Raw genomic sequence first — 25,469 nt, 5'->3', positions numbered from 1 at the left:
AAGCGTCCATGGTCCCCCTCTGATGTATCGGTCATCCCCCTGATACATACGCTTCAAGCACTGGCGCGAAGCCGGGCGTACTTGTAAGCACGCAGGTCCTCGCTGTCGATCTGCCAGATCGACTTCCCTCCGCGAGCCTCGTGGAGGAACCGGCATTGCAGCATGATGTCCGAGGCGTACCCATCAATCCCGTTCTCGGATCTCACTCCCCAGCTCGGCAGGTCCCGCAGGAACCTGTTGAGCTGGAGGTCGTACGAACCGTCAGGGCCGAGGTATAACGGCTGGCGTTCGGTGACGCCGGCGCGCTGGAGTACGCCGATGGCGTCGATGTCCAATGTTGGAACTGTCGCCAGCTGACTCTTGGTGCGGTGCAGTGCGGCCACGGCTTCGGGTGCTTCGTGCTGGGGCAAGTCGTCCTCGCGTCTCGTGAGACATGCCTTCTGGAGGCATAGCAATCCTGTCGTTGAGACACGGAAAGGTGCAGTCATAAAGGAGGAGACCGGCGTCCGCGTGGACCCCGGGGACCTACGCCCGGTCGGCACGTGGGCCGACCGGGACCGTGACCCGCGCGGCCGGTACGCCACAGACGTGTACTTGGCCCGGGTGCCCGCGGGGACGCCCGTCAAGGCCGGGGACGACGCCCGCGCCGCCCGGTGGTGGCCCCTGCACGACTTGCCGCTGCTCGCGTTCGACCACGCCGACATCATCGCGGCCGTCGGCCCGGCCCTCTGAGGCCATAGCGACATTCCCTTTCGGCGCCGGCCGACCGGCCGCGCTCTTCATGAACGGCACGCGGCCCCGGGGCGCAATCCCGGGGCCGCTTGGGCCGTCCCGTCTGGAGGACTCACGACCCATGACCACTGTACGAATGCTGGCCGCCGTCGGGGACCCGGAGCAGGGGCCGACGGCGGCGGACCTTGACGCGATCGAAGCCGAGATGCCCGTCGTTCTCGCGGAACGGGACCTGCTGGATGCGGAGATTGCCGTCCTGGACCGTGCCCCGACCGTGCTGGACGAACAGCGCATCCGCCGGGCCCGGCGGCGGCTGCTGGCCGCCCGCCGGGACCTGGCCAACCGCACCGCGGCGCAGTTTCCGGAGGTAGGGGCATGAGCACCCTGCATGAGGCGCTGGCCGCCGCGCACGCCGAAGTGAAGGCGGAGATTGCCCGCACCGACAACAAGGTGGCTCTTTTGCTCGCCTTCAACGGGGCGGTCCTGCTCGGTGTCGCCACGGCCGCGACGGCCGTACGGGTGCCGCCGGCGGCCCGTCTGGTCGGCGCGCTGGGCATCGCGGCACTGTTGGCCGCCGTCGCGCTGCTGCTGGCGACGGTCCGGCCCAACCTGACCGGCCGGTCGGCGGGCTTCCCGCGGTGGGCGACGCTGACCGGCGAGGAGGTCCGCGACGAGCTGCGCACCGACCGCCGGGCCGACCACATTCGGGTGCTCTCGCGCATCGCGGTCGCCAAGTACACCCGGCTGCGCCGCGCCATCGACCTGACGGCCGTCGGCGGCCTGCTGCTCGTGCTGGCCGCCGCCCTCACCGCGGGGGGCATCTCATGAAGCGCCGCCCGCACGCCCGGCTGCGGCACCGCCTCTACCGCCGCCTGCACCCGCGCGCCTACCGCGCCGGACAGCTCGCCGAGCAGAAGCACATCCTGGACGGCCCGCTGGACTACACCCGCACCGGCCTGGTCGGGGGTGCGCTGTGAAATCCCTGCCTGCTGAGTACGCGCGCGTTCTGACCGACCACACCGGGGCGCCGCGGCCGTCGTTTCACAACCCGCAGTCGCTGGCCGATGCCCGGCTGGGCATCGCCGTCCATGAGGCGGCGCACGCGGTGCTGGGCCTGCTGTACGGGCTGCACGTGGTCTCCACCGAGATCATTCAGTGGGAGCGCGCCGGCGGCGGATGGGCCCTGACCGGTCAGACCAGCTTCGAGAGTGTGAGTATCTGCCCCTGGAAGCTGGCCGCCTACATGGCCGCCGGCGAGATGGCCCACCGCAAGCACCTGGCCCGGCTGGGCTGGAGCCCGGAGCAGGCGGATGCCATCGCCACCTCGGACCACGACCGTGATTACGCCATCGATGTCCTGGCCCGCCACGGCTTCCACCTCGGACGCGACCACACGCCGCCCGGCGGCCGGTCCTGGTTCAGCATCCAAAACCAGGCCCTGGACGACGTGGACGCCTGCTGGCAGCAGATCACCGCCGTGGCCCATGCCATCGAGACCGACACCAAGCTGCACGGCGACACGGTCGCGACCCTGGCCGGCCTGCCCAACCCTGCATCGATCAGGGGTGCGTCATGACGATCTCGGCTCTGGAGAGGTTCCGGGAGCGCGCGCAGCACGATGCGGATGTGTCGTGGCTGCTGAACTTCGCCCGGAGCGCGGTGCAGGCCGGCTGCTATCAGTCGCAGTTGATCCGGCGGCTGTCCGCGGAGCTGGAACAGGCCCGCCACGATCCGCTGACAGGCCTGCTGACGCGGGCCGGGTTCGAGCAGTGCGCCCCGCACGTCCTGAAGGCCGGACCGTGCGCCGTCCTGCTGATCGACCTGGACGGACTGAAGCGGCTCAACGACCAGTTCGGCCACGATGCAGGCGATGCGGCGATCCAGGCGACCGGCGCGAGCCTGATGGATGTCCTGGAGCCGCACCCGGGCACGACGGCGGGCCGGTTGGGTGGGGATGAGTTCGCCGCCGTGGTGCCGCTGCCGGAGGCGGTGGCGCTGCCGTGGCTGCTGCGCGGCCTGCACGACTCTATTACCGCCCCGTTCACCCACCGCGGCCGGTGCCTGACGGTCGGTGTCTCGATCGGCGCCTGCCTGACGGCCGACCTGCCCGCCGTGTCGCTGACGCTGGCGCTGCGGCTGGCGGATGAGGCCATGTACGAGGCCAAGCGCAGCGGCGGCGGCTGGCTCGCCGCCGCCGGCCCGGCCCCGGCTCACCGCACGGTCAACGGCCGCCGGCACGGCCGGCGCGGCACCGCCCTGGAAGGAACCGCATTATGATCCGTATCGTGACGGCGGCCCGCCTGGCCGGGCTGCACGCCGACCTGGACGCCGCCGGCGACCGCATCCAGCAGCTTGTGGGGACGCTGGAGGAAGAGCGGGCCAGCCACCTGCAATCCGTGCTGGATCTGAACGAGGAGCGGCAGGGCGCCCGATGGGATGCCCAGTCGGCGGTCGAAAAGGCTGCTGAGCTGTGCCGGAGCAACGAGCAGATGCGGCAGGCGTTCGCGGCGGTCCTGCTGGTCCTGGCCCGCCAGCAGCGCCGGATCGGCGAGCTGGAGGCAGAGGCCGACCGCTTGGCGCAGCCGTGGCTGTACCTGCTGCGCCGGTACGGGGAGCCGCACAGCCTCCACCCGAGCCAGGAGGCAGCCGAGCAGCACGTGGCGGCGCTGGACGGCACGGCCACCGGATGGGGCCCCTCCTCAGACCGGCCCGCTGCCGAGGTCCCGTGGCGCATGGGGCCCGTGGCCGTGGTTCCGGAGCAGGGACAGGGCGCGCCGCGCAGTGATGCCGCGTGATCGGTGACCTGTTCGCATCCTGGCCGGCCATGGCCGGCCAGGCGCCGTGGACGGTGCTGCCGCTGGCCGTGACCGTGCTCGGTACGGTCACGCTGCTGGTGTGGCGGCTGCGCCGGTCGGTGTGGCTGGCCGGCATCGGCCCGCAGGCCGTCGTGGCCCTCGGGGGCGTGGCGGTCAGCGTGCACGGGCTGTGGGGCTTCGCCACCGAGACCGTGCACCTGCCCGTCCCGCTCGCCGTGGCGTTCATCTGCGTGTTCGACGCGGCGGAGATGACGCTGCTGGTCATGCTCTACCGCGCAGCCGACCCGGCCATCGGGTGGACGCGGGAACTGCGGCTGATGCACCGCACCGCCTGGACCCTGGTCGGCTTCTCCGCGGCCATGAACGCCGTGCATGCGCCGAACTGGTGGGCCCGGCCGGTGCTGGCCGCGGTACCCGGGCTGGCCGCCTGGCTGATCGAACTGCAACTGCGCAGCAAGCTGCACGCCGTCCGGGCGGATGAGGACGACGATGCGCGGCCGGGCCCGGCCCGGCTGCTGGCCCTGCTGTGGCAGCACGCCTGGGCTTCGCTGTTCGCCCTGCTCGGGCTGGACGCCCGGTCGTCCTCGTCGGCGATTGCCCGCGCAGCGGGGGCGCAGCGGGCGGCGCTGCGCGTCTACCGGCTGCGCCTGGCCCTTCAAGCCCCGGCGTCCGCGGTGACCAGTACGCCGCGGAGACAGCGGCGGGCCGAACGGCGTACCGAACGACTGCGCCGCCGGGCCCAAGCCGCGCTGGACCGGGCGGACGTGGCCACCGACCCGCGCCAGGGCCTGGCCCTGGCGCGCCGTCTGGCCGCGCTGACCCGCGCGGACCAGGTGGCCCGCCTCGACTACGCCGACACCCCGAAGGTGGTCGCGATGCTCGAAGCACTGGCCGTCACCCCGGCCGCCGACCGGATCACCGCTACGGCCGCCGCGCGGGAAGCGGACAGCGCGCGGCAGGAAGCCGAAGCCGCGCGGCAGCGCGCGGAAGACGGCCTGCACGCCGCGCGGCAGGAGCTGGAACGCGTGCAAGACGCGCGCCGCAAGCTGCTGGAAGAACAGGAGGACATCGCCGGGCAGTCGGAGACCGCGCGGCAGCGCGCGGCAGACGCGCGGCGGGACCTCGACGCCGCGCGGCAGCGCGCGGAAGCCATCGTGGACGCCGCACGGAAGGAAGCCGACCGCACCCGCCGCGACGCCGAACAGGCGCTGGCCGAGGTCCGTACCGCGGCCGAGGAGCAGCGGCGGCTGCTGGACGATCTGACCGCCCGCACCGAGGGCGAGCGGGGGCGTCTCCGGGAGTACGAGGAGGCGTTGCAGCAGCTCACCACGCAGGTACAGGAAGCCGCCCTGATCCGCGACCGGCTGCGCGGCGACCTGGCCGCGCTCGCCCCGCAGGCGCCCGAAGCGGCCCTGTCCGGCGACGGACCCGCCTACCGCTCAGAGGCCAAAGAGGCGGGCTGGCGCTACTACCTGCACGCCCTGGAAGCCTCCCAGGGGCAGGAGGAGCCGACGGCCGCGGACCTGGCCGCCCGGTTCGGGGTGGACGCCGGAAACGCGCGGAACTGGCTGCGTGACTTCCGTGCCGCGCGCGCCGCGCAGCTTGCCGCGCGCCCGCCGCGCGCCGCCGCGCACACCGAGCACCAGCGGCCCGACCACGCGCCGCACGGGGCCGCAGCGTGAGCGCCCCGCTCGTGTGCGCGGACCCGTTCCGCGCGGTGATGACGGCCGCCGGACGGCGCTGTCAGTGCACCGGCCAGTGCGGCCAGCCGCACACGAAAACCGAGGGCCGGTGCCCGCGCGAGCACGGCGGCTACGCCGGCAAGGCCGGCGGGCCGGTGCGGCTGATGGCCGCCCCCGCCGACCCGGCTCCCCCCGAGCGGCAAGCCGCTGCCCTTCCCGCGGCGCTCCTGCGGGCGTGGTGCCCGGCCTGCCTGACCGCCGCCCGCAAGCACACCCACCGCACCGCCGACGACGGCCAGGGCGAGCTGTTCGGCCTGTAACCCGGCGGGCGGTGGGTCCGCTCAGATTCGAGGAGGAACCCGTGGGATATGCGCACTACGAGATCACCCGCAGCGACGGAGTGACGGTCCAAGCCGGGTACGGCGTCCAGGCCATGTGTGACTGGCCGGGCTGCCCTGAGACGGTCTCGCGCGGGATGGACGCCCTGTGCGGGCTGACGCCCGGCGGCGACGAGTACGGCTGCGGCAAGTGGTTCTGCGACGAGCACCTGTTCATGGCCCCCGAGGGGCCCGGCTACCGCTGCCCGCCCTGTCGCGGCACCACCCCGCTGGAGCCCTCGCCGGACGCCATGACCGTCACGTTCGGCCCTGACGGTGCACCGACCGTCCAGGCCAGCGGCTACGAAGAAGACGACGCGTGCGGCGATGGCTGCTGCATCTGCTACTGCGTGGGTGAGGACTGCGCCTGCGTCGAGTGCCTGTACGGCAAAGGCTGACGGCTGCCTGCAGCCCCGGACGCCGTGCCGGAAGGACGTGATCCTGTGGCCGACCGATGCATTCCGTGTGAGGAGCACGCCAGGCTCCATAGCGACAACTGGCTGGGCTTCGGGCCCGCCAACGACCCGTGCTCGCAGTGCGAGGCGCATGCGCAGATGCACGGCGGAGGATGCGGGGGCCTGCTGTTCGCGGCCCTCGTGACCTGCTCCGTGGCCCTGCTGTCCAGGAAGAACCGCTGACCTGCTGCCCGATCCGCCCGTCTCATACGGGCGGTGAGGGGAGCCGGAGCGACCGGCCCACCGGATCAGGGAGATTCCATGGGACTGCTCGACAAGCTGCTGGGCAACGGCGAGGACCGCACGGAGTACCGCGACGCCAAGGCGGAGCTGAAGCAGGCCAGCCGCCGCGACCGTGACCAGTCAGACGCCACCGTGGCCGCCAACGACCGTGTCGTGGCCGCCGAACAGCGCCTGCCGCGCTGGCGCCAGTACCGCGACTGACCCCACACCGTCCCTGCCGGGCCCGGCCGCCCACCTTCCACAGCACGCGGCCGGGCCCTCGACTCCCAGGAGGAGTGAGCCCATCGTGACGGAAACCCCCACCGCTGCGCCCGGCGCCCCGCCAGAGCGCGACGGTGCACAGGTCTTCGACATCACCACCAAACGCCCCACCGCCGCGGCCGCTGAGGAGACGGCCCCCGCTCCGCCGGCCACCGCGCCCGAGCCGCCGGCTGCGCAGCCAGAAGAGCAGGCGGAAGGCCCGGCAGCGCCACGTCCGGTCGATCCGCCGGACCTGGCCCCGCCGGGTGTCACACTGGAGAAGCGCCGGCCCATCATCCCCGGCTGGCTGCGCTCGAAGCCGGCGTTCGTGGCCACCGCTCAGCACGCGGCGGCCAACGTCGGGTACGCCACCGCCTTCCACGGCATCCGCACCCCCTGGTACACCCTGCGGCTGACCCTCAACGCCCCGCGGGGGGCGGCCCGGTTCGTGCGCGAGACGCACCGCTGGGTCTGGGATGCCGAAGGGGCGCCCCTGCGCGCGGTCGCGGTCAAGAAGGAGGACACCGGCGAATACCTCAAGCTCTGCCGCCAGCGCGACGGCCGCGTGCGACTGCGGGTCCTGGCGGCCTGCGCGGCGATCGTCTTCGGCGTCGGCTTCGCCCTGACCCTGTACGTGATGGCGCCGGGCTGGCTGTCGGTCTTCGCCGGCGCCACGGTACTGGTCGCCGGATTCTTCGGGGCCCCGCAGGATCATCCCGTCATCGGCCCGGCGGTCCTCAAGACCGAGGTGCAAAAACTCACCAGCTCGATCGTGCTGCGCGCTTTGAACGCCATCGGCAACGCCAAGATCACCGCCGCCCTGAAGAAGGGGGGCGACATGGACGGGATGCGCTTCACCTCCGAGATCTGCCGGGACGGGCCGGGCTACCGGGCTGACCTGGACCTGCCGTACGGCGTGGTGCCCGAGGACATCATGGAAGAGCGCCAGGCGCTGGCCTCCGGGCTGCGCCGCAAGGTCGGCTGCGTGTGGCCGTCGGGCGACCCGACCGAACACGAGGGCCGCCTGGTCCTGTGGGTGGGCGACCGGCCCATGAACGAGACGAAGAAACCCGCCTGGCCGCTGGCCAAGGAGGGGCAGGTGGACCTGTTCCGCCCGGTGGTCTTCGGCAACGACCAGCGCATGCGCTGGGTATCGGTCACCTTGATGTTCGCCTCCGTGGTCATCGGCTCCATCCCCCGCATGGGCAAGACGTTCCTGATGCGGCTGTTTCTGCTGATCGCCGCCCTGGACCCGCGCGCCGAGATCCATGCCTTCGACTTCAAGGGGACCGGCGACTTCGCCGCGCTGGAACCGGTGTGCCACCGCTACCGCTCCGGCGAAGAAGACGAAGACATCCTCTACGTCCTCAACGCCCTGCGGGAGGTACAGGCGGAGCTGCGGCGTCGGGCGAAGGTCATCAAGCGGCTGCCGAAATCCCGCTGCCCGGAGAACAAGGTGACCCCGGAGCTGGCCAGCGACCGGTCGCTGGGACTGCACCCGATCGTCATCGGCGACGACGAATGCCAAAAGGGCTTCGAGCACGAGAAGTACGGCAAAGAGATCGAAGCCATCTGCGAGGACATCACCAAGCGCGGCCCGGCCCTGGGCATCATCGGCATGTTCGGCACGCAGCGCCCCGACGCCAAGTCCCTCCCCAAGGGCATCGCCGACAACGCGGTACTGCGGTTCTGCCTGAAGGTGATGTCCCAGCTCGCCAACGACATGGTGCTGGGACAGTCGATGTACAGGGCGGGCATCCGCGCCACCATGTTCTCCCGCTCCGACCTGGGCATCTGCTGGATGGCCGGAGAAGGCGACGACCCCCGCATCGTCTGCGGTTCCTATGTCGATGCCGTCGCCGCGGAGAAGGTCGTGGCGCGCGCCCGCAAGCTGCGCGAGCGCTACGGCAACGTCACCGGCCACGCCATCGGCCAGCAGCCCGCCAACCACGGGCCCGAATTCGACCTGCTCACCGACGTACTGAACGTCATCGAAGCGGACGAAGACAAGGTGTGGCTGGAGACCCTCGTGGACCGCATGGCCCCGCTCAAGCCGGACCTCTACGGGCCGTGGGGCGCGCTGGAGGGCCGCGCCAAGGCCGACCAGCTGTCCACCGCGCTGCGCGCCTACGGCATCAAGACCGGCCAGGTATGGGGCACCACCGGCGACGGCAAGGGCGCCAACCGGCGCGGCATCGAGCGGCAGCACATCACCGAAGCGATTACCCAGCGCGACACAAATCAGGCCGCGAAGTAGCAACAGAGATCGCTAGGTCTAGCAACCGGCATCGCTAGACCTAGCAACCTCGCTAGCAACTCAAACCGCACCTGATCAGCTCGCTAGCGACTAGCGAGCCACCTGCGAAAACCCCGAAAACCGCCTGGAAGGGCCCGTGATGACCCCTGCCCTGCTCGCTATAACCACCTGGCTCGCCGTCACGCTGTGTTACGCGGCGCTGTGCAGCGTCTCGCCGTTCGGCAACTGCCGCAAGTGCCGCGGATTCGGCTTCCAGCTCAAGACCGACCGCCGCGGCAAGCTCAAGCGCGGCCGGCACTGCCGCCGCTGCGACGGCCACGGCAAACGCATCCGCCTCGGCCGCTGGCTCTACAACCGCGCCGCCCGCATCCACCGCGCCGGCACCCGCTGACCGGAAGGGAACACCAACTGTGGTCATCACCATTCCGCTGATCCTGCTGTTCGGCGTCGTCCTGGCCCTGCTGATCCGCTTCAAGGCGCTGGGCTTCGGCGCCGCGCTGGTCGCGATCGGCTTCGGCTTCTACCTGGCCAGCTCCGGCGCCCGCACCACCATCAACGAGTTCGTGGCCGCCGTCGTCGGCGCCATCGGCACCTGACAAGGAGCCGGACATGACCCCCGACCTGGGCACCGCCGCCCGCAAAGCGGCTCCCGCCGTCGCCACGTCCACCGTGCTGATCCTGGCCCGCCTCTGGAACGCCAACGGCGCCGAACACAGCGCCGGAAGCGCCGTCCTGATGGGCGCCCTGACGCTGGGCACTGCCGCAGCCGGCACCGTGGCCGCCGCCGGCCGGCACGGCGACAGCGCGCTGGCCGGGACGGCGTTCGCCGCCTCCGGCGGCCTGGCCCTGGCCGGGGTCGCCGGATACGCCGACGGTCTGCCGCTGCCGCTGCTGCTGTGGGCGGTGGCCACCGCCGCCGCCTACGGCATCGCCGCCCGCTACTGGCGCACCGACCGCCGCGAAACTCTGGCCTTCGAACGGCACATGACCATCCGGCGTGAGGACCACGCACACACCGAACGCCTGGCCGCGATGGACTGCCGCACCCGCCTGGAGGTAGCCCGCGAGACCACCGCCTACGCCGCGGCCCTGGCCGACGCCATCACCGCGCGCTCCGCCCTGACCGGCTACGACCCCACCGCCCTGGACTGCGGCGGCCTGCCCCAACTGCCCACGGTTGAACAGCGCAAGAGCACCTAGCGCGGCCCGCCTGGACGAAAACCCCACTCCTCCCACACGATCCGCTCCCACACCCGATCCTCCCGGCGCCGGCGCTCACGCCGATGAGCCGTACGGGCGGCCCGGACCTCGGCCGCGACGACCAGCGCCACCGCGGGCACGGCGACGGCCGCGAACGCCGCCCACACCCCGGCCAGGTCCCGCAGTAGCAGCACCGAACCGCCGAATAACACCACCGCGACCCCGGCCGCCAGCGGCTGCTGGCGCCCGCCCCGGGGCCCCGCGCCTTCCCGTCTCATCCCTGTCACCTCTCACGCGCCATCGGGCCCACCTGATGCCCGCCGACGCCGACCGCCACACCGCCGAAGGAGAGCCGTGTTCGAGATCCGCGTCATCTGCGACGCCGACGACACCGCGTCCGTGACCGCCGCCCTGGAAGCCGCCTTCCGCACCGGCGCCGTACGGCGCTACCCCTCGCGCACACCGAGCAAGGACCGGCTCTACGTCACCGCCGACCACCGGCCCGGCCCCACCGAGCAGCCGGCCGCCCTGTGGCCGTCCCCGGACGCCGCCTACGCCGCCGCCCCGGGCATCACCGACGAGCTGGCCTGGGTCGCCGAAGCCGCCATGGCCGCGCTGCACCGCCACGGCCCGGCCGACCGTGTGTTCTACCTGCGCAAGGCCACCGTCCTGGACCGCATCGCGCTGCTGGAGGACGACACCAGCATCTTCAGCGACCCCGCCGAAGTCGCCACCGACGCCGCCCGCTACCTGCTCGCCCTGGACCGCAACGGCCTCGGTGACAGCCACAGCGCGGGCACCGTCCCGCCGCAGACCCTGGACGCCGCCCGCGACCCGCGCGGCTACATCCGCCAGGAATACGCCACCTGGCACCGGCGGGAACTGGCGACCGCTGACCAGCCCGCGCCGGAGGCGCCGTGAACCGGATGTTGCGCGGCCCGGACGGCCGCCACTGGCAAGAGCGTGTCGACCACTTCGACAAAGAGGTCAAGCAGTGGGTGGCCGAGCTGACGGCGGCGGTGCAGGACCCGGACACCGGCCAACGGGCGGCCGATCGCCACGGTGAGCGCATCACGGTGACGGGAGTCCCGGCCCATTCCGGATACACCGAGGTCTCCGCCGACCCGCTCCACGAACCGTGCATCGCTCACCTGCACCGGCTCGTGACCGAGCTGGTGGCCGACTTCGAGCAGCAGACCGGCGCCCCGCACCCGCGCGCCACCGACCTGGCCCATGCCCTGGAAGACGTGGCCCTGCGCTCGGAGCAACTGCGGCACCGCCCCCGGCACCCGCCCCCGCGCCGCGGTCGTCGCTGACGACGGCGCCGCGCAATCCCGGAACCTTCGCACACACGAGGGCGGCCCCTTGGCCAAGTCCGGGCCGCCCTCTTTTCGCCAGTGGGCCGAAGTCGCTTTCCCGTGCGCCGGAAAGCGGCGATCCGGCTTTCCCGACGGCGACCCGATCAATCGTGGACACGAGTGGGCGGCTATGCCCGGCCGTTTGGTCAGCACCGAAGCAAACAGGGTCGTCAAGGGCGCAAAGCAGAAAATGACCCTCGGTTCGCGCTCTCGACCGGGACGCTGGCCGCACGTATCGTCATCTTCTGTATGGGGGGTGACGATGCTACGGAGCCGTGTTGCTGAATTGCACTGCATAACGCCCAAGGAGAATGTGGCATCCATCGCGAAGCTGGGGCTGTTGAGTCACCTGTGGGCCGAGAGGTTGCCGCATCGCTCTGTGGCTCTTGAGAGCGCTCAAGACAAAAGGAAAGGGAGAAGTGTCCCCAACGGGGGGCTTCTGCACTCGTACGCGAATCTCTACTTCAATGCACGCAACCCCATGATGTCGAAACTGATGCACGACGAAGAACGAGGCATCGTCGTTCTGCGCTTCACCGCGAAGGTGCTCGATATTGCCGGGGCCGTCATAACGGACGGGAATGCCGCTTCGTCCCACGCGCGCTTTTTCGCGTCACCCGAGGGACTGGAGAACCTTGACACCCCGTCTGTTTTTGCGCGCTCCTGGGTCTGCGATGACCCCTTTGAGCAGGCGGAACGAAAGCGGCAGCGCTGCGCCGAACTGCTGGTGCCGAACAAAATAGCACCTGAATTCATCTTCGGCTGCTACACTCTAACGCCCGAGGACCGCGATAAAACATACGCCGCTTGCCAGTCACAGTGGAGGGTGGAGGTAAACAGGGATGTCTACCTTCTTAGATAGCAAAGTGCGCATCGTGCAAGGCGACCTGCTGAGGTCCCCGATGCACGGCCTCGTGAATCCCGTCAACACGGCTGGCGTGATGGGCAAAGGAATCGCCGCGGTCTTCAAGCGGCAGTACCCGGCGATGCACGCCGACTACGTGCGCCGCTGCCGCTCGGGGCTCGTAAAGATCGGCGAGCCGTACCCCTACCCGGTCGACGGCCACGTTGTCATCAACTTCCCCACGAAGGGGCACTGGCGTAGCGTCAGTAAAATCGGGGACATCGCTGCCGGGCTGGAATACCTGGTGCGAAACTGGCGCCGGTGGGGGCTGACAGGCATCGCCGTTCCCCCGCTGGGGTGCGGAAACGGGCAACTGGACTGGTCTCTTGTCAGCCAGGTGATCGTGGACCGCGTCCGGCGAATCGACATTCCGGTAGAGCTGTACGCGCCCTTCGGCGCGGAAGAAAGTGGGCCCGAGCAGATGAGCTTGTGGGAACAGCCTCCAGGCCGCCCCCTGTCGCAGGTGACTCCCTGGCAGGTCGCCGTCGTGGAAGTCCTCGACAGGCTGAACGGCCAGCCCTACACCTGGCCCGTACTCCCGGCGATGCTCCCCACCATCACGTACTTCGCGACCGTGGCCGGCGTCGCAACCGGACTGGACTTCGAGCGTTCCGGTTCCCGCCCCCACGATCCCCGGATCAATCCCGCGATCACCCGCCTGCGGAACAATGGAGTTATCCGTGAAGTGCAAAACGGCAACAGGCGCGAGGTGCGGGCAGGCGAGACGTTCAACGCTGCCCGCACGAAGTATGCCAAGCATCTTGAGAAGTGGGATCAGGCTATCGAGTCGACCGTCGACCTCATGGCCAGGTTTGACGCCGGACAAGCCGAAACGGCCGCGATGGTGCACTACTGCGCCGTAGAGCTGGAAAGGGAGTACGGCACTGCGCCAAAGGCCAGGGACGTACTACGCGCCGCTGAAGCGTGGGGGCTCAAAACGAAGTTGCCCCTTCGCCAAGAGGGCATTCCCGGGGCGCTCGTCAGCCTGGCCACTCGACATTGGATTCGAGTTCGAGCCGACGAAAGCATTCGAGAGTATCTAGAAGAAATTTTCTCCGTCTAATGTTAACCAGCCGCCCCTTGTCGGCTGGTTAACGGGGCGGCCCGGCAGCCGCACGGCGGTTGTTGTCGTTCCAGATGTAGACGCCGGTGGTGTCCGCTCCGTACCAAGTCTCTGGGCTGATCTCGGCCCTGAGGATCGGGTATTCGCTGATGAACTCCCGTACCTCCGCTGGGTCGACTTCCTCGTATGGCTGGTTGAAAACCAGAGCGGGCTCGCCGGTGGCCCGGGAGAGCCACATGGTGGTGTGGTCGTAGAACCACGGCCTAACCTGGCATTCCCGCTTGGCGCAGCGCCCCTTGTCGAGCCAATGGAGCCCGGACGAACACCCCGTGTCGCCGACCTTGAGGCCGTGCCGGTCCGCCCAGTCCAGCAGATCCACGCGCATCTGGACGTAGATGTTCGGGCCGTAGGGCCAGAGCACGCCGTCGGCGTCGCGGCGGAGGACATCCCGGGACCGGTCGTCCAGAGAGCTGACCAGTTCCTTCTGGTCGGCACTCTGGCAGCGCCAGCACCGCCACTTCGCTTCGCCGGTCCCGGAATCGAAGAACAGTCCCCGGCTGGACCGGCCACAGCCCTCGCAGTCGTACATAACCTCGCTCCTTTGCCTCTTGTCGGCGCCGAAACGCTGGGCATCGCCATTGTCGCCGTGTTCGTTGCTCGCCCGCTGCCTGCCACCTGACCCATGAAGGCGAGGGCGGCCCCCTCATGCTGATGAGGTGGGGCCGCCCTGTTAGACATGCGAGCCCTCGCGCACTGCCGCTGCGGGCAGTTCAGGGGAGGGGCCAGCCAACGAATCCCCCGTGCTCGTCCTGGTAGACCAGTCCGATCCCCTCCTCTGCCAGCAGCAGCTGTACGTCGGGCGTGGGTGCGGTGGGCAGCAGCACAGCAACGCGCAGCGTCTCACAACCGGGGACATGCCGGCGATAGTCGAGGAGTTGCCCGATGGCCATACGAACGTTGGCCCGGGTCGTCAGTCCCTTGGCCTCGTACAGCACGTGGTCCGTCGCGTCGTACACATCCGGCGTCAGGGCGCCCGGCTCGCCCGCTACGGTGATCTGGAAGCTGTGCGTCTGGTGTCCCGCGGCGGTCAGGTGCGCCACGAACGCCGTGACCAACTCGCCCTCGCGGCGCAGGACCTTGCGCTGTCCGACGGTGATGTCCGCGGTCGTCTCCGCGGTGCTGTGCTGCTCGGTGCCCTTGACCGTCGTGCCGCTGTGCTGCGGCACGGCCACGGGCTCGGGCACCTCTACCGTGGGTTCGGTGACCTCGTGCTCCGAGGTGGCGGCGGCCGGCAGCCAATCGGCGTCCGTCCATGCCGGCGTCGTTCCCTCCGCCGGCCGCAGGCGAAAGACCAGCACATCGCGCATCGCGCCGTCCTTGCCGGGCCCGCGCCGCACGTCATACGGCTTGATCGGGTCCACTACCATCTGTCCGATGTAGCGCTGCTGCATCGCCTCACCGTCCGGCACCGTGCCGTGCGCGACGAACAGGTGCAGTTCACGGCCCTTTTCGACGTGCCTCAGCAGAGAGCTGTTGCGGCCGGACGGCTTCTGGTCCCCCGTGGCGCCGGCGCCGGTGTACAGGTACAGCGGCCCGAACTCATCATCTTCGGCGCGGCCATCGAAGGTGTAGCCGTACTCCGCGCCCGCGGACGGGTCGGAGTACACGAACACCAAACCGGCCTCATCCGCCGGCTCGATCCCCTGGAACTTTCCGCAGCCGTAGGTCGCTGCGTTCGCATCGCGCGTGGTCACCAGGCCCGGCGCCATGTCAAAAGTCGTCATGCGGCGAATCTATCCGCCCCCACTGACAACCCCTCGTGTCCGACTACGGGCACAGCAAGGGCGGCCCCCTCTCACGCCAATGAAGTCGGGGCCGCCCTCTCCTCCCAGCACAACTCAACAGAGCGTCAATCGCACCGGAGGTCTCCAGCATGACGCAACCTGCCCCCGCCCCGCGAGTGTTCCTCAAGCCGGCCGCGCTTCGACTGCTGCGCGAGATTGCCCGACGCGACGCCGGCGACGGTGTGGTGTTCGTGTCCGCACCGTGCGGCCGATGGCGCCTGAACGGCACCCCCTACGTGGTGGCCGACCGCACCTTTCATCCGCTCGACACCGCCGGCTATGTCGACGTAGGCAATGGTCACACCGATCCCGTGCGCATCACCTGCACCGGCTTTGCTCACCTGGCCACGATGGACGGGAGGGTCGCGGCATGAGCGAACGCCTGACCGTTGATCTCCCGCAGGTGGCTCTGCTTGCCGCAGCGCTGGCCGCCGCTGATCGCGGCTGGCACGTGCACCCGCTGCGGCCCGGTGACAAGCGCCCGGCGCTGCACGGCGAAGCCCAGTGCCCCCGCACCGGCGAGTGCGCCGGCGGGCACCGCAAGTGGGAGCAGCGCGCCACCACCGACCCGGAGCGCATCGAACGCGCGTGGGCCCACGCCCCGTACAACGTCGGCATCGCCACCGGCCCGTCCGGGCTGGTCGTCGTGGACCTCGACATGCCCAAGAACAAGGACAAGGGCATGAGGGACGCGCCGGACTGCGCGACGACCTTTGCGGCGCTCTGCGAGCGCGCCGGACAGCCCGTCCCCGACACCTACCGGGTGCGGACCGCGAGCGGCGGCATGCACCAGTACTTCACCGCCCCGGACGGGGTGCGGCTGGGCAACACGGCGGGCACCCTCGCCCCGCTGGTCGACACCCGCGTATGGGGCGGCTACGTCGTCGGCGCGGGCAGCACCACAGCGGCGGGCGCCTACGAGGCGCTGGACGACGTGCCGGTGGCGCCGCTGCCCGGGTGGCTCCTGGACGCCCTCGCGCCCCCACAGCGGCCCGTGAGGGCGCCCGTGCCGGTCGTGGTGCCGCGCGGCGGTGCCCGCTGTGCCCAGGTCGCCCTCGAACGTGAGGCGGCGGCCGTGGCGGCGGCGCAGGAGGGCGGCCGGGAAGCGGCCCTGTTCACCAGCGCCCGCAAGTTGGGGCGCTTCGTGGCGTGGGGCGACATCCCTCGGCACGTGGTCGAAGAGGCATTTCAGGCGGCGGCGGAGTCCACCGGGCTGCCGCCGCACCAGTGCCGCTCGACGCTGCGCAGCGCTCTGAACTGGTCGATCCGCACCGCCCGGCCCCGGGAGACGGCATGACCCCCACTCCCTCCCCCCGCACTGAAATGCCCACTCAAACCGCCACCGGTCCCGGCCTCGCCAGGACGGCCCCGGCCCCTGCCGGCCGTGGCGCGCCGAAGGGCGCCGCCCGTCAGGGCGTCCTTCCAGCTTGTCGCCCTGACCCGCACCCGACCGCTCCGAGCAGCCCGGAGAATCCCCCGCTCTTCGGGCTGCACATCACCGCCCCGCCGTCCTGGAACGACTCCCCGTCGGCCGTGGCCCGCTGCCGCTGTGGCGGCTTTGAGCGCGCCGCCACCGGCCGCGCGGCCGTCGCGCACCTGGTCGCCGAATGGGCCGAGCACCGGGAGACGGCCTGCCCCTGCGTGCCGCCCGAAACGGCGGCGCTGCTGAGGCGGCACCGCGAGGACACCGAGCGATGGGCCCGAGGAAGGAAAGCCGCATGACCGCCCCTGATGACCTGTGGGCAGGCTTCGAGACCGCAGAGGTCGAGGACATCGCCGGGCCCGTCTGGGACGAACCGGTGCCCCTGACTGCCCGCCGCGACCTGCCGCCTTTCCCTGTCGAGGCCCTGCCGAAGTGGCTGGCCGCCATGGTGGCAGCCGTTGCCGAGGAGACCCAGACCCCCCTGGACCTGGCCGGCTGCCTGGCTCTGGCCGTCATCGCCACCGCCGCCGGAGGACGCGTCACCGTGAGCGTACGCGGCCACTGGCGCGAACCTCTCAACATCTACACCGCCGTGGCCCTGGACCCCGGCAACCGCAAGTCCGCCGTGTTCGCCCTGATGACCGCCCCGCTGCTCGCCGCGGAACGCGAACTGGTCGAACTCTCCGGCCCCGTACGGGCGGAGGCCGAAACCTCCGCCCGGCTCGCCAAGGCCGCCGCCGACAAGGCCATGGCCAAAGCGGCGTCCGCCGACCCGGAGCAGCGCGCCAAGCTGACAGCCGAGGCCATCGAACTGGCCCAAGCCGCCGACGAAGTCCACGCCCCGGCCAAACCTCAGCTGGTGGCGGACGACGTGACCCCGGAGAGCGCGGCCACCCTGCTGGCGGAGCAGGGCGGACGCATCTCCGTCCTGTCCCCGGAGGGCGGCATCTTCGACATCATCGCCGGCCGCTACTCCGGCACCCCCAACATGGAAATCTTCCTCAAGGGTCACGCCGGGGACATGGTGCGCGTCAACCGCCAGGGCCGCGACGCGCAGCACATCGAGCATCCCGCCGTGACCATGGGCCTGGCCGTCCAGCCCGAGGTACTCGGATCCATCGGCACCATCAAGGGCGCCGACGGCCGCGGCCTGCTGGCCCGCTACCTGTACGCCAAACCCGAATCCCTGGTCGGCCGCCGCAACCTCACCCCCGACCTCATCCCCGACGAGACCGCGGCCGCATACGCCCGGCACGTGGCCGGACTGACCCTGGCGCTGGCCGACTGGACCGACCCCGCCGTCCTGACCCTCACCGAGGAGGCGGACGCGGTGATGCTGGCCTATCAGCGGGTCACCGAGTCCCGTCTCGGCAAGGGCGGCAGCCTGGCGCCCATCGTCAAATGGGCGTCCAAGCGTGACGGGGCGGTGGCCCGCATCGCCGGACTGCTGCACCTGGCCGCGCACCCCGAAGACGGGTGGCGCCGCCCCGTCGGCGCCCCCGCCCTGGCCGCGGCTACCCAGTTGGGCGACTACTTCACCGCGCACGCCCTTGACGTGTTCGACGCCATGGGCGCCAGCCCGGACCGCGACGCCGCCCACACCGTCCTGGCGTACCTGCGTGACGCCCGGCTGACCGGCTTCACCCGACGTGAGCTGTTCCGCGGCCTGCCCAAAGGCACCTTCAAGGCCATCGCCGACCTCGACCCCGCCCTGGACCTCCTGGAGGACCACGGGTGGGTGCGCCGGCAGGCCCCGCCGCCGCGCTCCGGCCGCGGTGGCCGGCCGCCCTCCCCCCGCTACGACACCCACCCCTGCCTCACCCCGCCCCCGGCCGCCTGACGAAAACCCCCGACCCGGTGACAGAACCCCGAAAACCCCCGACACAAGCCTCTGACCTGCACAAACGGGCTTGATCGCGCCGGTGACAAAACCTCCGGAAACTTCGACAGAACCCCCCGCCGCCGCGGGCAGGCCCTGCCGAGCCCGGTGACAGAACCCCCGCCCTTGAGGTTCTGTCACAGTTTTTTGAGGTTTTGTCACCAGAGATCAAACCCGCGAACCCGCAGGTCAGCGGCCCGCACGGGAGGTTCTCGGGGTTCTGTCACCGCAACCGGGGTTTCTGGCACCCGAAGGAGACAGACGCATGGTCGCACCCCCCGCCACCGCCACGCTCCGGGGCGGTATCCCCGGATGAGCGTCACGCTTACCTTTCCCGCCGAGCGGGTTCTGTACCGACCGGAAGAAGCGGCGATGGCCTTGGGCATCGGCCGCTCGCTGGTCTACGAGGAGATTCGCCGTGGGCGCCTCCAAACAGTTCGCATTCGCCGCCGTCGGCTCATCCCGCCTGAGTACATCGCGCAATACGTCGAACTGCTGAAGGGCGAGGCCGAAGCCGCCGCCTAAACCTTCCTCTCGTACGCATCAATCGGGCCGCGCCCGAAGGCGCGGCCCGATGGTTTGGAGATCACCGCATGACCGAGTCCCCGAAGCGCGCTCGCAGGGCTGGCCACGGAGAAGATTCGATCTACTGGGATAAATCAAAAAATCGGTACGTCGGCGCTGTTTCGCTAGGTTACACGCCAGCCGGTAAGCGCCTGCGACCCAAGGTCTCTGGCGCAACCAAAGGGGAAGTTCGCCAGAAACTCAGGGAGAAGCGTCGTGAGCTTGAGGATGGAGTCAAGACGTCTGCCACGTATACGGTGGAGCAGGCCGTAAACGATTGGCTCCAACGAGGTTTGAAGGGGCGAGATGAGTCCAGCGTCAAGGCTTACAGTAGCCTCGCGAAGAACCACGTGATTCCCGATCTGGGGAGAGCGAAGCTGCGGCACCTTCAGGCGGACGACGTGGATGACTGGTTGGAAGCGAAGGCTAAGGCCCTGTCGCGTGAGTCCCTCAAAAGGATTCGCTGGATTCTTCGTCGTTCGATCAGTCACGCACAGCGCCGAGGCCGAGTCGGTGTGAACGTGGCTGACTTCGCAGACTTGCCGGAGGGGCAGATTGGTAGGCCCAGCAAATCCCTGAACCTGGAGCAGGCGCAAGCGCTGCTATCTACCAGGCAAGGAAGCTGGATTCATGCCTATGTGGTCCTGGCGTTGCTCGCTGGCGTGCGAACCGAGGAAGAGCGAGCGCTGAACTGGTCGCATATCCATACAGAGGTGAGCGAAGATGAACGGCCTCACGTGGATGTATGGCGATCAGTGCGGCGAAGAGGCGAGACTAAGACACGGTTGAGTCGACGGTCACTCGTAATGCCTCAGCAGGCCGCCGCTGTGATGGCTGCGTACCGGAAGAGCCAACAGGAGGCATACCGCAAGGCGGGGATCGAGTGGAGTCGGGAAAGTTTGGTTTTCCCTGGTCCCACGGGGGAGCGGAGAAGTTCAACGAATGTTCGGAAGAACTTGCGATCTCTCTTGAAGCAGGCCGCACTTGAACACCCCGAAGTTGAATTTAACGAGGTCGAGAAGTGGACCACGCGCGAACTTCGGACCAGCTTCGTCTCGCTCTTGTCGGCCGTCGGTGTGCCGATCGAAACTATCGCTCAGCTGGTCGGGCACAGCGGGACCGCCACTACTGAGCGGGTCTACCGTAAGCAGATCCGCCCTGTCATCGCGGGTGGGGCAGAAGCGATGGATGCCATCTTCACGCCAGACGACGATGTGGTGCGAGGGTCGCCTACCGACACGTAACACGGGGACTGGCTCCCTGTTTGGCTCCCTCCCGAAGCCACAACAGGGCATGTGGGCCGCGTGACCTGCGCAGGTGTTTCGTAAGTCAACGTGAGCGCCATTACCTGCCGCGTAATCGACCCGTTCCCCGCGCCCCGGCATCTTTGAGGCACCGGTTCACGGGCCGGCGCACTCCGGCCCGCGAACCGGCCCCACCGAGGGCCGTGGCGACCCGCGGCCCGCGCTACGCGACGAGACATGAGGAGTCCGGACATGACGCAGACCGAGCAGACCCAGACCGAGCAGACGGGCCCGGAGCGCTACACCGACGCGGTCGCCCGGTACCTCGCGGCGTGGAACGCGGCGGGGGACGGTACGGCCGGAGCCGTCGCGGCGGCCTTCACCGAGGACGCCACCTACACCGACCCGCTCGCCGACACCACGGGGCACGACCAGCTCGCGGCCGTCATCGCCGCGGTCCACGCGCAGTTCCCCGGCTTCGAGTTCCGGCCGCTGGGCACCCCGGACGGGCATCACGACCTGGTGCGGTTCGGCTGGGAACTGGTGGCTCCGGACGGTTCGGCCCCGGTCGCCGGGTTTGACGTCGCCACCCTCGCGGCGGACGGCCGCATCCGCTCGGTCGCCGGTTTTCTGGACCGCGTACCGGCCGTGTGAGCCGGCGCCGCCCGCTACGGGGGTGCGGGCGCTACGGCAGCCACGTCCGCAGGTGTTCGGCCGTCTCCGGGTCCGCCGGGAGGAAGGTCTCCAGGGCGAGTTCGGAGACGGTCACGTCCATCGGGGTGTTGAAGGTGGCGATCGTGGAGATGAACGACAGCACCCGGCCGTCGTGTTCGATCACCATCGGCAGCGCGTACGGCGCGTGCCCGCCGCCCGCGGCCGTCTCCCGCCCGCCTTCGGGCAGCGGGTAGCCGCTCACCTCCTCGTGGACCGCGCGCAGCGGCGCGGAGCGCAGGACCGCCAACTGCCGCTGCATCTGGGCGAGCAGGTGCTCCCGCCACTCCAGGAAGTTGCGGATGCGCGGGGCGAGTCCGTCGGGGTGGAGGGTAATGCGCATGGCGTTCAGCGGCGGTTGCAGCAGCTTCTCGCCGACGCCCGCCATCAGCGCCTGGATGCCCCGGTTCGCGGCGACGACGTGGTACGTGGCGTCGACGACCAGGGCGGGGAACGGCTCGTAGCCCGTCAGCAGCCGTTCCATACCGGTCCGCAGCGCGTCCATCGACGGGTCGTCCAACGGGGTTTCCGGAAAACCGGGCGCGTAGCCGGCCGCGATCAGCAGCGCGTTGCGTTCCCGCACGGGTACGTCGAGGTGCTCGGCCAGCCGCAGCACCATCTCCTGGCTGGGCCGGGCCCGGCCGGTCTCGATGAAGCTGATGTGCCGGGCGGAGGAGTCGGCGCGCAGGGCCAGATCGAGCTGGCTGACGCGGCGCCGGACCCGCCACTCGCGCAGCAGCGCACCCACGCCCGTCGTCGGGTCGGACGCCGTCTTCGAGGAGACCGCAGCAGTCGTCATGGCCGAACCGTAACCGATTCCGTACGTCTGTACGGATAGGCTGCGATCCCCTCCAGCCCTCCCCGAGCCCCCGCGCGGCACCGCCGAAAAAAATTCTCCGAGAAAAATTCGGCGGGTCTGTCGATCCGGTGGTACCCCGTTCGACGCAGGGGTGAGAGGCGGGGAGAGACCCTGCCCGTACGACCGAGGAGTCACCGTGCCGCGCTTCCTGACGCTGGTCCGCATCGACGAGAACGACGTCCCCGAGGGCGGCCCCAGCCCCGAACTCCAGGAGCGCATGCGTGCGCTGCTGAAGGAGGTCACCCAGGCCGGGGTCATGCTGGACAACGCCGGGCTCACCCCCCACGTCGGAGGGCACCCGGGTCACCTGGTCCGGCGGCAAGCTCACCTCGACCGACGGCCCGTTCACCGAGACCAAGGAGGTCATCGGCGGTTACTCCATCGTCCAGGCCAAGGACAAGGCCGAGGCCATGGAGTGGGCGAGCCGGTTCCTGCGCACCCACGAGGAGCACTGGACCGTCACCGCCGAGGTCCGCGAGATCGTCGAGGGCTGCTGACCCGGCCGTGCTTGCCGCCCCTTCGCCCGGCTGCTCTGATGGGTGGCCGTGACGGCAGCAAGCACGGCCCACGCGGTCGAGACGGTGTTCAGGATCGAGTCCGCGCGGATCATCGCCGGTGTCACCCGCATCGTGCGGGACGTGGGCATCGCCGAGGAACTCGCGCAGGACGCCCTGGTCGCCGCGTTGGAACAGTGGCCGGAGTCGGGCGTGCCGGACAACCCGGGCGCCTGGCTCATGGCCATCGCCAAGCGCCGCGCCATCGATCTCGTACGCCGCAAGGAGACGTACGCGCGCAAACTGGCCGAGGCCGGACGGGCCTTGGAGGACGTACCGCCGCCCGAACCGGCGGACGCCGACGGCATCGACGACGATCTGCTGCGGCTGATCTTCACCGCCTGCCATCCCGTGCTGGCGGCGCCGGCCCGCATCGCGCTCACCCTGCGGCTCCTGGGCGGGCTGACGACAACGGAAACAGCCAGGGCCTTCCTCGTCGCCGAGCCGACCGTGGCGCAGAGGATCGTGCGTGCCAAACGGGTGCTCGCCGAGGCCCGGATTCCCTTCGAAGTCCCGTACGGCACCGAGCGGTCGGCCCGCCTCTTCTCCGTCCTGGAAGTCATCTACCTCATCTTCAACGAGGGGTACGCCGCGACGGCCGGTGACGACCTGGTGCGCCCGGCGCTGTGCGAGGACGCGCTGCGCCTCGTCCGCGTCCTGGCGAACCTGATGCCGGACGAGCCCGAAGTGCACGGCCTGGCAGCGCTGCTGGAGTTCCAGGCGTCGCGCATCCCCGCCCGCACGGGGCCCGACGGCGAACCGGTGCTGCTCGCCGACCAGAACCGCGCCCAGTGGAACCGGATGCTGGTCCGCCGCGGCGTCGACGCCCTGCACCGCGCCGGGCACGGCCCGTACTCGCTGCAGGCCGCGATCGCCGCGCACCACGCGGTGGCCCCCCGTTACGAGGACACGGACTGGGCCGCCATCGCCACCCTCTACGACCGGCTCCTCGCCCAGGCGCCGTCCCCGGTCGTCGAGTTGAACCGGGCGGTCGCCGTCTCGATGGCCGAAGGCCCCGACGCCGCCCTGAAACTGGTGGACTCCCTGGCCGCCGACCCTGCCCTGAAGGACTACCACCTGCTGCCGAGCGTCCGGGGCGATCTGCTGGAGCGCGTGGGCCGGGCGGCCGAGGCCCGCGAGGAGTTCCAGCGGGCGGCGGCTCTGGCCCGTAACGTACGGGAGCGGGAACTGCTCCTGGAGAAGGCGGCCCGCTCCGGTTCCCCGGCCGGCCGTCCCGTACGGCCGGGGACTTGACGCCCCAGCATCACCCCAGGTCGAAGGCGTTGCGCAGCCCGAGCCGGTGCCGTGTCTCGTCGTGCCGCCTGAGCGCCGCGAACTCCGGCGCGCGGTACAGCGGGATCACCGCGCACCGCTCGGCGGCGGAACCGGCCGCGTCCAGCAGCGCGTTCACGGCCTGCCGAGCGGAGGCGTTGGCTCCCTCCATCGTCGCCAGGTCGATGTCGACGGCCACGTAGTCCCCGGCGAGGAAGAGGTTGGGGATCGCCGTACGGGACGTGGGCCGGTTCAGCCAGGAGCCGGTGGGGTGGATCAGCAGCTGCTCGTCGTTGGTGGGCTGCGGCGTGCCGAGCCCGTCGACGGCCGGGTCCAGGAACCACGAGTGCAGCGTCGCGTCGCGCAGTACGGCCGTGCCGGTGTCGTTGAGCCCGGCCTTCATCTGCGCCCAGACCTCCCGTGCGACCTCTTCGCGCGTGCACTGCTTGGCCGTCTTGCCGTACAGGATGCCCGGCTGGTCCCACTCCGAGATGTCCACCGACAGGCAGTCGGCGGCCAGCCCGTCGCCATAGTCCGCCGGGAAGTTCCGGCCCTTCCAGTACTGCGCCTGGCCGACCGCGGTCAGCGACCACGGCGAGTCGATGTGGTTGATGTGCCCGTGGATGATCGGCGTCGGCTCGGTCAGATAGAACTGGATGCCCGTCATCCAGTCCGTCGCGAGCTTGTCGCAGCGCGCGAGCTGCGGGTCGGCGGCCCGTACGGCGGCGTTCCAGGTCGTACGGGCGTGCTCGACCGGCATCGCCTGCACGAAGTGGTCGGCGACGACCGGCTGCCGCGCGCCCTGCGGGTCGGTGACGACCGCCTCCGCGATCCGGCCGCCGGACAACCGCAGGTCGCGTACGGCCCACCCGACCCGGAACCGCACGCCCAGCGACCGCAGGTGCGTCACCCACGGGTCGATCCACGCCTCGTTGGTGGGCAGGTTCAGCACCCGGTCGGGCTGCCCGTCCGCGCCCCGGCCCAGCAGGTTGAAGACGAACGCCTCGGCGCAGGTCGCGACGGTCCGGGTGGAGGCGATCTCCGCCTTGGTCGCGACGATGTTGCGGGTCAGGCCGACGGCCAGCAGCCGCTGGTAGTCCGCGGACATCGACGCGGCCCGCACGTAGCGCCACCACGGCGTGTGCTCCCAGACGTCCAGGCGGCGCCGGTCGCAGCTGGTCAGGAAGACCAGCAGCCGGTTGGCGAAGTACGCGATCTCATGGACGGGCAGTCGGGTGGCGGTCTCCAGCAGCCCGGTCAGCATGCGCAGGAACGCGTCGGGCGTCAGCACGGGCGGGGGAGTACCCACGGCGGAGAACGGGATACGGATGTCCTCACGGCCGCCGGTGCGGGCGAACATCACCTCGGTGGAGGCGACGAGGTTGTCGTGGCAGCCGTTGGCGTTGCCGGGGAACGGGATGCGGCGCAGGGTGTCCGGCAGGTTGTGGTAGATGCCGGGGATGAAGCGGAAGCCGTGTTCGCCGGGCAGCGGCCTGCGTCCGCCGCGCGCGCTGCCCGGCACGTCCATGCTGCGGGCCTTGCCGCCGAGACCTTTGGGCTTGCGCTCGTAGACGGTGACCTGGAAGCCGCGTTCGGCCAGTTCGTGCGCGGCGGTCAGCCCGGCCACACCGCCGCCGAGGACGGCCACGGTCCGGCCCGCGGCACGGCGCCGCGCGGCGGCGGGCGCGGGCGCGGCTGCCGCCGCGCCGCCAGCCCCCCAGGCGAGAGCGCCGCCCACCACCGCCGCCCCGCCCCAGAACACCCGCCAGGGCTGTCCGCCACCGGTTGTGTG

General features: G+C 70.4%; 33 protein-coding genes and 1 pseudogene. 28 read left to right on the top strand and 6 right to left on the bottom strand.

All coding sequences use genetic code 11. The features are described from left to right. Positions 1 to 53: 53 nt before the first annotated feature. Entirely contained in the window at positions 54 to 383 is a 330-nt protein-coding gene (locus ACZ4Z1_RS21480) for a site-specific integrase (RefSeq protein WP_468488199.1), read from the bottom strand. On the opposite strand from ACZ4Z1_RS21480, the gene ACZ4Z1_RS21475 reads away from it, so the two are divergent. From ACZ4Z1_RS21475 to ACZ4Z1_RS21405, 15 genes are all read left to right on the top strand, one after another. Next, a complete protein-coding gene (locus ACZ4Z1_RS21475; RefSeq protein WP_468488198.1) occupies positions 364 to 732 on the top strand; it encodes an NUDIX domain-containing protein in 369 nt (122 codons plus the stop codon). The genes ACZ4Z1_RS21480 and ACZ4Z1_RS21475 overlap by 20 nt on opposite strands. Positions 733 to 853: 121 nt before the next feature. Beyond that, positions 854 to 1,111, top strand: coding sequence for a DUF6284 family protein (locus tag ACZ4Z1_RS21470; RefSeq protein ID WP_468488197.1), 258 nt, complete (start codon positions 854 to 856; stop codon positions 1,109 to 1,111). Further along, positions 1,108 to 1,560, top strand: a complete 453-nt coding sequence (locus ACZ4Z1_RS21465) for a Pycsar system effector family protein (RefSeq protein WP_468488196.1) — start codon at positions 1,108 to 1,110, stop codon at positions 1,558 to 1,560. Before ACZ4Z1_RS21470 ends, ACZ4Z1_RS21465 begins: the two co-directional genes overlap by 4 nt. Then, positions 1,557 to 1,709, top strand: coding sequence for a hypothetical protein (locus ACZ4Z1_RS21460; RefSeq protein WP_468488195.1), 153 nt, complete (start codon positions 1,557 to 1,559; stop codon positions 1,707 to 1,709). The genes ACZ4Z1_RS21465 and ACZ4Z1_RS21460 overlap by 4 nt, the downstream gene beginning before the upstream one ends. Further along, the gene (locus tag ACZ4Z1_RS21455; RefSeq protein ID WP_468488194.1) at positions 1,706 to 2,308 is read left to right on the top strand and encodes a hypothetical protein; all 603 of its coding nucleotides are present in this window, start codon (positions 1,706 to 1,708) and stop codon (positions 2,306 to 2,308) included. Before ACZ4Z1_RS21460 ends, ACZ4Z1_RS21455 begins: the two co-directional genes overlap by 4 nt. Next, positions 2,305 to 3,009 (top strand): GGDEF domain-containing protein, encoded by a 705-nt coding sequence (locus ACZ4Z1_RS21450; protein ID WP_468488193.1) that lies wholly within the window; start codon positions 2,305 to 2,307, stop codon positions 3,007 to 3,009. Before ACZ4Z1_RS21455 ends, ACZ4Z1_RS21450 begins: the two co-directional genes overlap by 4 nt. Next, complete coding sequence (locus ACZ4Z1_RS21445; RefSeq protein ID WP_468488192.1) at positions 3,006 to 3,527, top strand: hypothetical protein; 522 nt, start codon at positions 3,006 to 3,008, stop codon at positions 3,525 to 3,527. Before ACZ4Z1_RS21450 ends, ACZ4Z1_RS21445 begins: the two co-directional genes overlap by 4 nt. A 29-nt stretch (positions 3,528 to 3,556) precedes the next feature. Continuing rightward, positions 3,557 to 5,230, top strand: a complete 1,674-nt coding sequence (locus tag ACZ4Z1_RS21440; RefSeq protein ID WP_468488191.1) for a hypothetical protein — start codon at positions 3,557 to 3,559, stop codon at positions 5,228 to 5,230. Next, complete coding sequence (locus ACZ4Z1_RS21435; RefSeq protein ID WP_468488190.1) at positions 5,227 to 5,550, top strand: hypothetical protein; 324 nt, start codon at positions 5,227 to 5,229, stop codon at positions 5,548 to 5,550. The genes ACZ4Z1_RS21440 and ACZ4Z1_RS21435 overlap by 4 nt, the downstream gene beginning before the upstream one ends. A 41-nt stretch (positions 5,551 to 5,591) precedes the next feature. Further along, on the top strand, positions 5,592 to 6,005 hold the full coding sequence (locus ACZ4Z1_RS21430; RefSeq protein ID WP_468488189.1) for a hypothetical protein: 414 nt from the start codon (positions 5,592 to 5,594) through the stop codon (positions 6,003 to 6,005). Positions 6,006 to 6,323: 318 nt separating this feature from the next. Further along, positions 6,324 to 6,506 (top strand): hypothetical protein, encoded by a 183-nt coding sequence (locus tag ACZ4Z1_RS21425; RefSeq protein ID WP_468488188.1) that lies wholly within the window; start codon positions 6,324 to 6,326, stop codon positions 6,504 to 6,506. Positions 6,507 to 6,591: 85 nt separating this feature from the next. After that, complete coding sequence (locus tag ACZ4Z1_RS21420) at positions 6,592 to 8,802, top strand: cell division protein FtsK (protein WP_468488187.1); 2,211 nt, start codon at positions 6,592 to 6,594, stop codon at positions 8,800 to 8,802. Between the two features lie 139 nt (positions 8,803 to 8,941). Then, the gene (locus ACZ4Z1_RS21415; RefSeq protein WP_468488186.1) at positions 8,942 to 9,193 is read left to right on the top strand and encodes a hypothetical protein; all 252 of its coding nucleotides are present in this window, start codon (positions 8,942 to 8,944) and stop codon (positions 9,191 to 9,193) included. A gap of 19 nt (positions 9,194 to 9,212) precedes the next feature. After that, on the top strand, positions 9,213 to 9,398 hold the full coding sequence (locus ACZ4Z1_RS21410; protein WP_468488185.1) for a hypothetical protein: 186 nt from the start codon (positions 9,213 to 9,215) through the stop codon (positions 9,396 to 9,398). Positions 9,399 to 9,411: 13 nt separating this feature from the next. Next, complete coding sequence (locus ACZ4Z1_RS21405; RefSeq protein ID WP_468488184.1) at positions 9,412 to 10,002, top strand: hypothetical protein; 591 nt, start codon at positions 9,412 to 9,414, stop codon at positions 10,000 to 10,002. Here the strand turns inward: ACZ4Z1_RS21405 and ACZ4Z1_RS21400 are convergent. Then, positions 9,999 to 10,280, bottom strand: coding sequence for a hypothetical protein (locus ACZ4Z1_RS21400; RefSeq protein ID WP_468488183.1), 282 nt, complete (start codon positions 10,278 to 10,280; stop codon positions 9,999 to 10,001). The genes ACZ4Z1_RS21405 and ACZ4Z1_RS21400 overlap by 4 nt on opposite strands. A 76-nt stretch (positions 10,281 to 10,356) precedes the next feature. Here ACZ4Z1_RS21400 and ACZ4Z1_RS21395 point away from each other — a divergent pair, with 76 nt between their 5' ends. The 4 genes from ACZ4Z1_RS21395 to ACZ4Z1_RS21380 all read left to right on the top strand — a co-directional run bounded on the left by ACZ4Z1_RS21395 (position 10,357) and on the right by ACZ4Z1_RS21380 (position 13,327). Continuing rightward, positions 10,357 to 10,923: a hypothetical protein gene (locus ACZ4Z1_RS21395; RefSeq protein ID WP_468488182.1), complete on the top strand. Its 567-nt coding sequence runs from the start codon at positions 10,357 to 10,359 to the stop codon at positions 10,921 to 10,923. Beyond that, positions 10,920 to 11,318, top strand: coding sequence for a hypothetical protein (locus ACZ4Z1_RS21390; protein ID WP_468488181.1), 399 nt, complete (start codon positions 10,920 to 10,922; stop codon positions 11,316 to 11,318). Before ACZ4Z1_RS21395 ends, ACZ4Z1_RS21390 begins: the two co-directional genes overlap by 4 nt. 355 nt (positions 11,319 to 11,673) lie before the next feature. Further along, positions 11,674 to 12,222 carry a DUF4433 domain-containing protein gene (locus ACZ4Z1_RS21385; RefSeq protein ID WP_468488180.1) on the top strand — a complete coding sequence of 183 codons (549 nt, stop codon included), beginning with the start codon at positions 11,674 to 11,676 and terminating at the stop codon, positions 12,220 to 12,222. Continuing rightward, positions 12,203 to 13,327: a macro domain-containing protein gene (locus ACZ4Z1_RS21380; protein WP_468488179.1), complete on the top strand. Its 1,125-nt coding sequence runs from the start codon at positions 12,203 to 12,205 to the stop codon at positions 13,325 to 13,327. Before ACZ4Z1_RS21385 ends, ACZ4Z1_RS21380 begins: the two co-directional genes overlap by 20 nt. Before the next feature lie 28 nt (positions 13,328 to 13,355). On the opposite strand, the gene ACZ4Z1_RS21375 is transcribed toward ACZ4Z1_RS21380, so the two are convergent. Further along, positions 13,356 to 13,916, bottom strand: coding sequence for a hypothetical protein (locus tag ACZ4Z1_RS21375; protein ID WP_468488178.1), 561 nt, complete (start codon positions 13,914 to 13,916; stop codon positions 13,356 to 13,358). A 181-nt stretch (positions 13,917 to 14,097) separates the two neighbouring features. After that, positions 14,098 to 15,111, bottom strand: a complete 1,014-nt coding sequence (locus ACZ4Z1_RS21370) for an SRA domain-containing endonuclease (RefSeq protein ID WP_468488177.1) — start codon at positions 15,109 to 15,111, stop codon at positions 14,098 to 14,100. A 149-nt stretch (positions 15,112 to 15,260) separates the two neighbouring features. On the opposite strand from ACZ4Z1_RS21370, the gene ACZ4Z1_RS21365 reads away from it, so the two are divergent. The 7 genes from ACZ4Z1_RS21365 (at position 15,261) to ACZ4Z1_RS21335 (ending at position 20,935) form a co-directional block, all read left to right on the top strand. Continuing rightward, positions 15,261 to 15,545 (top strand): hypothetical protein, encoded by a 285-nt coding sequence (locus tag ACZ4Z1_RS21365; RefSeq protein ID WP_468488176.1) that lies wholly within the window; start codon positions 15,261 to 15,263, stop codon positions 15,543 to 15,545. Next, positions 15,542 to 16,468 carry a bifunctional DNA primase/polymerase gene (locus ACZ4Z1_RS21360; protein WP_468488175.1) on the top strand — a complete coding sequence of 309 codons (927 nt, stop codon included), beginning with the start codon at positions 15,542 to 15,544 and terminating at the stop codon, positions 16,466 to 16,468. Before ACZ4Z1_RS21365 ends, ACZ4Z1_RS21360 begins: the two co-directional genes overlap by 4 nt. A gap of 26 nt (positions 16,469 to 16,494) precedes the next feature. Then, complete coding sequence (locus ACZ4Z1_RS21355) at positions 16,495 to 16,893, top strand: hypothetical protein (protein ID WP_468488174.1); 399 nt, start codon at positions 16,495 to 16,497, stop codon at positions 16,891 to 16,893. Then, positions 16,890 to 18,434, top strand: a complete 1,545-nt coding sequence (locus ACZ4Z1_RS21350) for a YfjI family protein (protein WP_468488173.1) — start codon at positions 16,890 to 16,892, stop codon at positions 18,432 to 18,434. Before ACZ4Z1_RS21355 ends, ACZ4Z1_RS21350 begins: the two co-directional genes overlap by 4 nt. A 351-nt stretch (positions 18,435 to 18,785) precedes the next feature. Beyond that, positions 18,786 to 18,998, top strand: a complete 213-nt coding sequence (locus tag ACZ4Z1_RS21345; RefSeq protein WP_468488172.1) for an excisionase family DNA-binding protein — start codon at positions 18,786 to 18,788, stop codon at positions 18,996 to 18,998. 68 nt (positions 18,999 to 19,066) lie between these two features. Continuing rightward, the gene (locus tag ACZ4Z1_RS21340) at positions 19,067 to 20,281 is read left to right on the top strand and encodes a site-specific integrase (RefSeq protein ID WP_468488171.1); all 1,215 of its coding nucleotides are present in this window, start codon (positions 19,067 to 19,069) and stop codon (positions 20,279 to 20,281) included. A 252-nt stretch (positions 20,282 to 20,533) separates the two neighbouring features. Continuing rightward, entirely contained in the window at positions 20,534 to 20,935 is a 402-nt protein-coding gene (locus ACZ4Z1_RS21335) for a nuclear transport factor 2 family protein (RefSeq protein WP_468488170.1), read from the top strand. Between the two features lie 31 nt (positions 20,936 to 20,966). On the opposite strand, the gene ACZ4Z1_RS21330 is transcribed toward ACZ4Z1_RS21335, so the two are convergent. Further along, positions 20,967 to 21,791 (bottom strand): helix-turn-helix domain-containing protein, encoded by an 825-nt coding sequence (locus ACZ4Z1_RS21330; RefSeq protein ID WP_468488169.1) that lies wholly within the window; start codon positions 21,789 to 21,791, stop codon positions 20,967 to 20,969. A gap of 196 nt (positions 21,792 to 21,987) precedes the next feature. On the opposite strand from ACZ4Z1_RS21330, the pseudogene ACZ4Z1_RS21325 reads away from it, so the two are divergent. Then, a pseudogene (locus ACZ4Z1_RS21325) lies at positions 21,988 to 22,348 on the top strand (YciI family protein). 42 nt (positions 22,349 to 22,390) lie between these two features. Then, positions 22,391 to 23,659 carry an RNA polymerase sigma factor gene (locus ACZ4Z1_RS21320; RefSeq protein WP_468488168.1) on the top strand — a complete coding sequence of 423 codons (1,269 nt, stop codon included), beginning with the start codon at positions 22,391 to 22,393 and terminating at the stop codon, positions 23,657 to 23,659. 10 nt (positions 23,660 to 23,669) lie between these two features. Here the strand turns inward: ACZ4Z1_RS21320 and ACZ4Z1_RS21315 are convergent. Further along, the coding region (locus ACZ4Z1_RS21315) for a hydroxysqualene dehydroxylase (protein ID WP_468488167.1) at positions 23,670 to 25,469 on the bottom strand (1,800 nt) is incomplete at its 5' end.

It is taken from the genome of Streptomyces sp. NPDC030165 (assembly GCF_055573595.1).
This window is presented reverse-complemented; position numbering and strand designations above follow the sequence as displayed.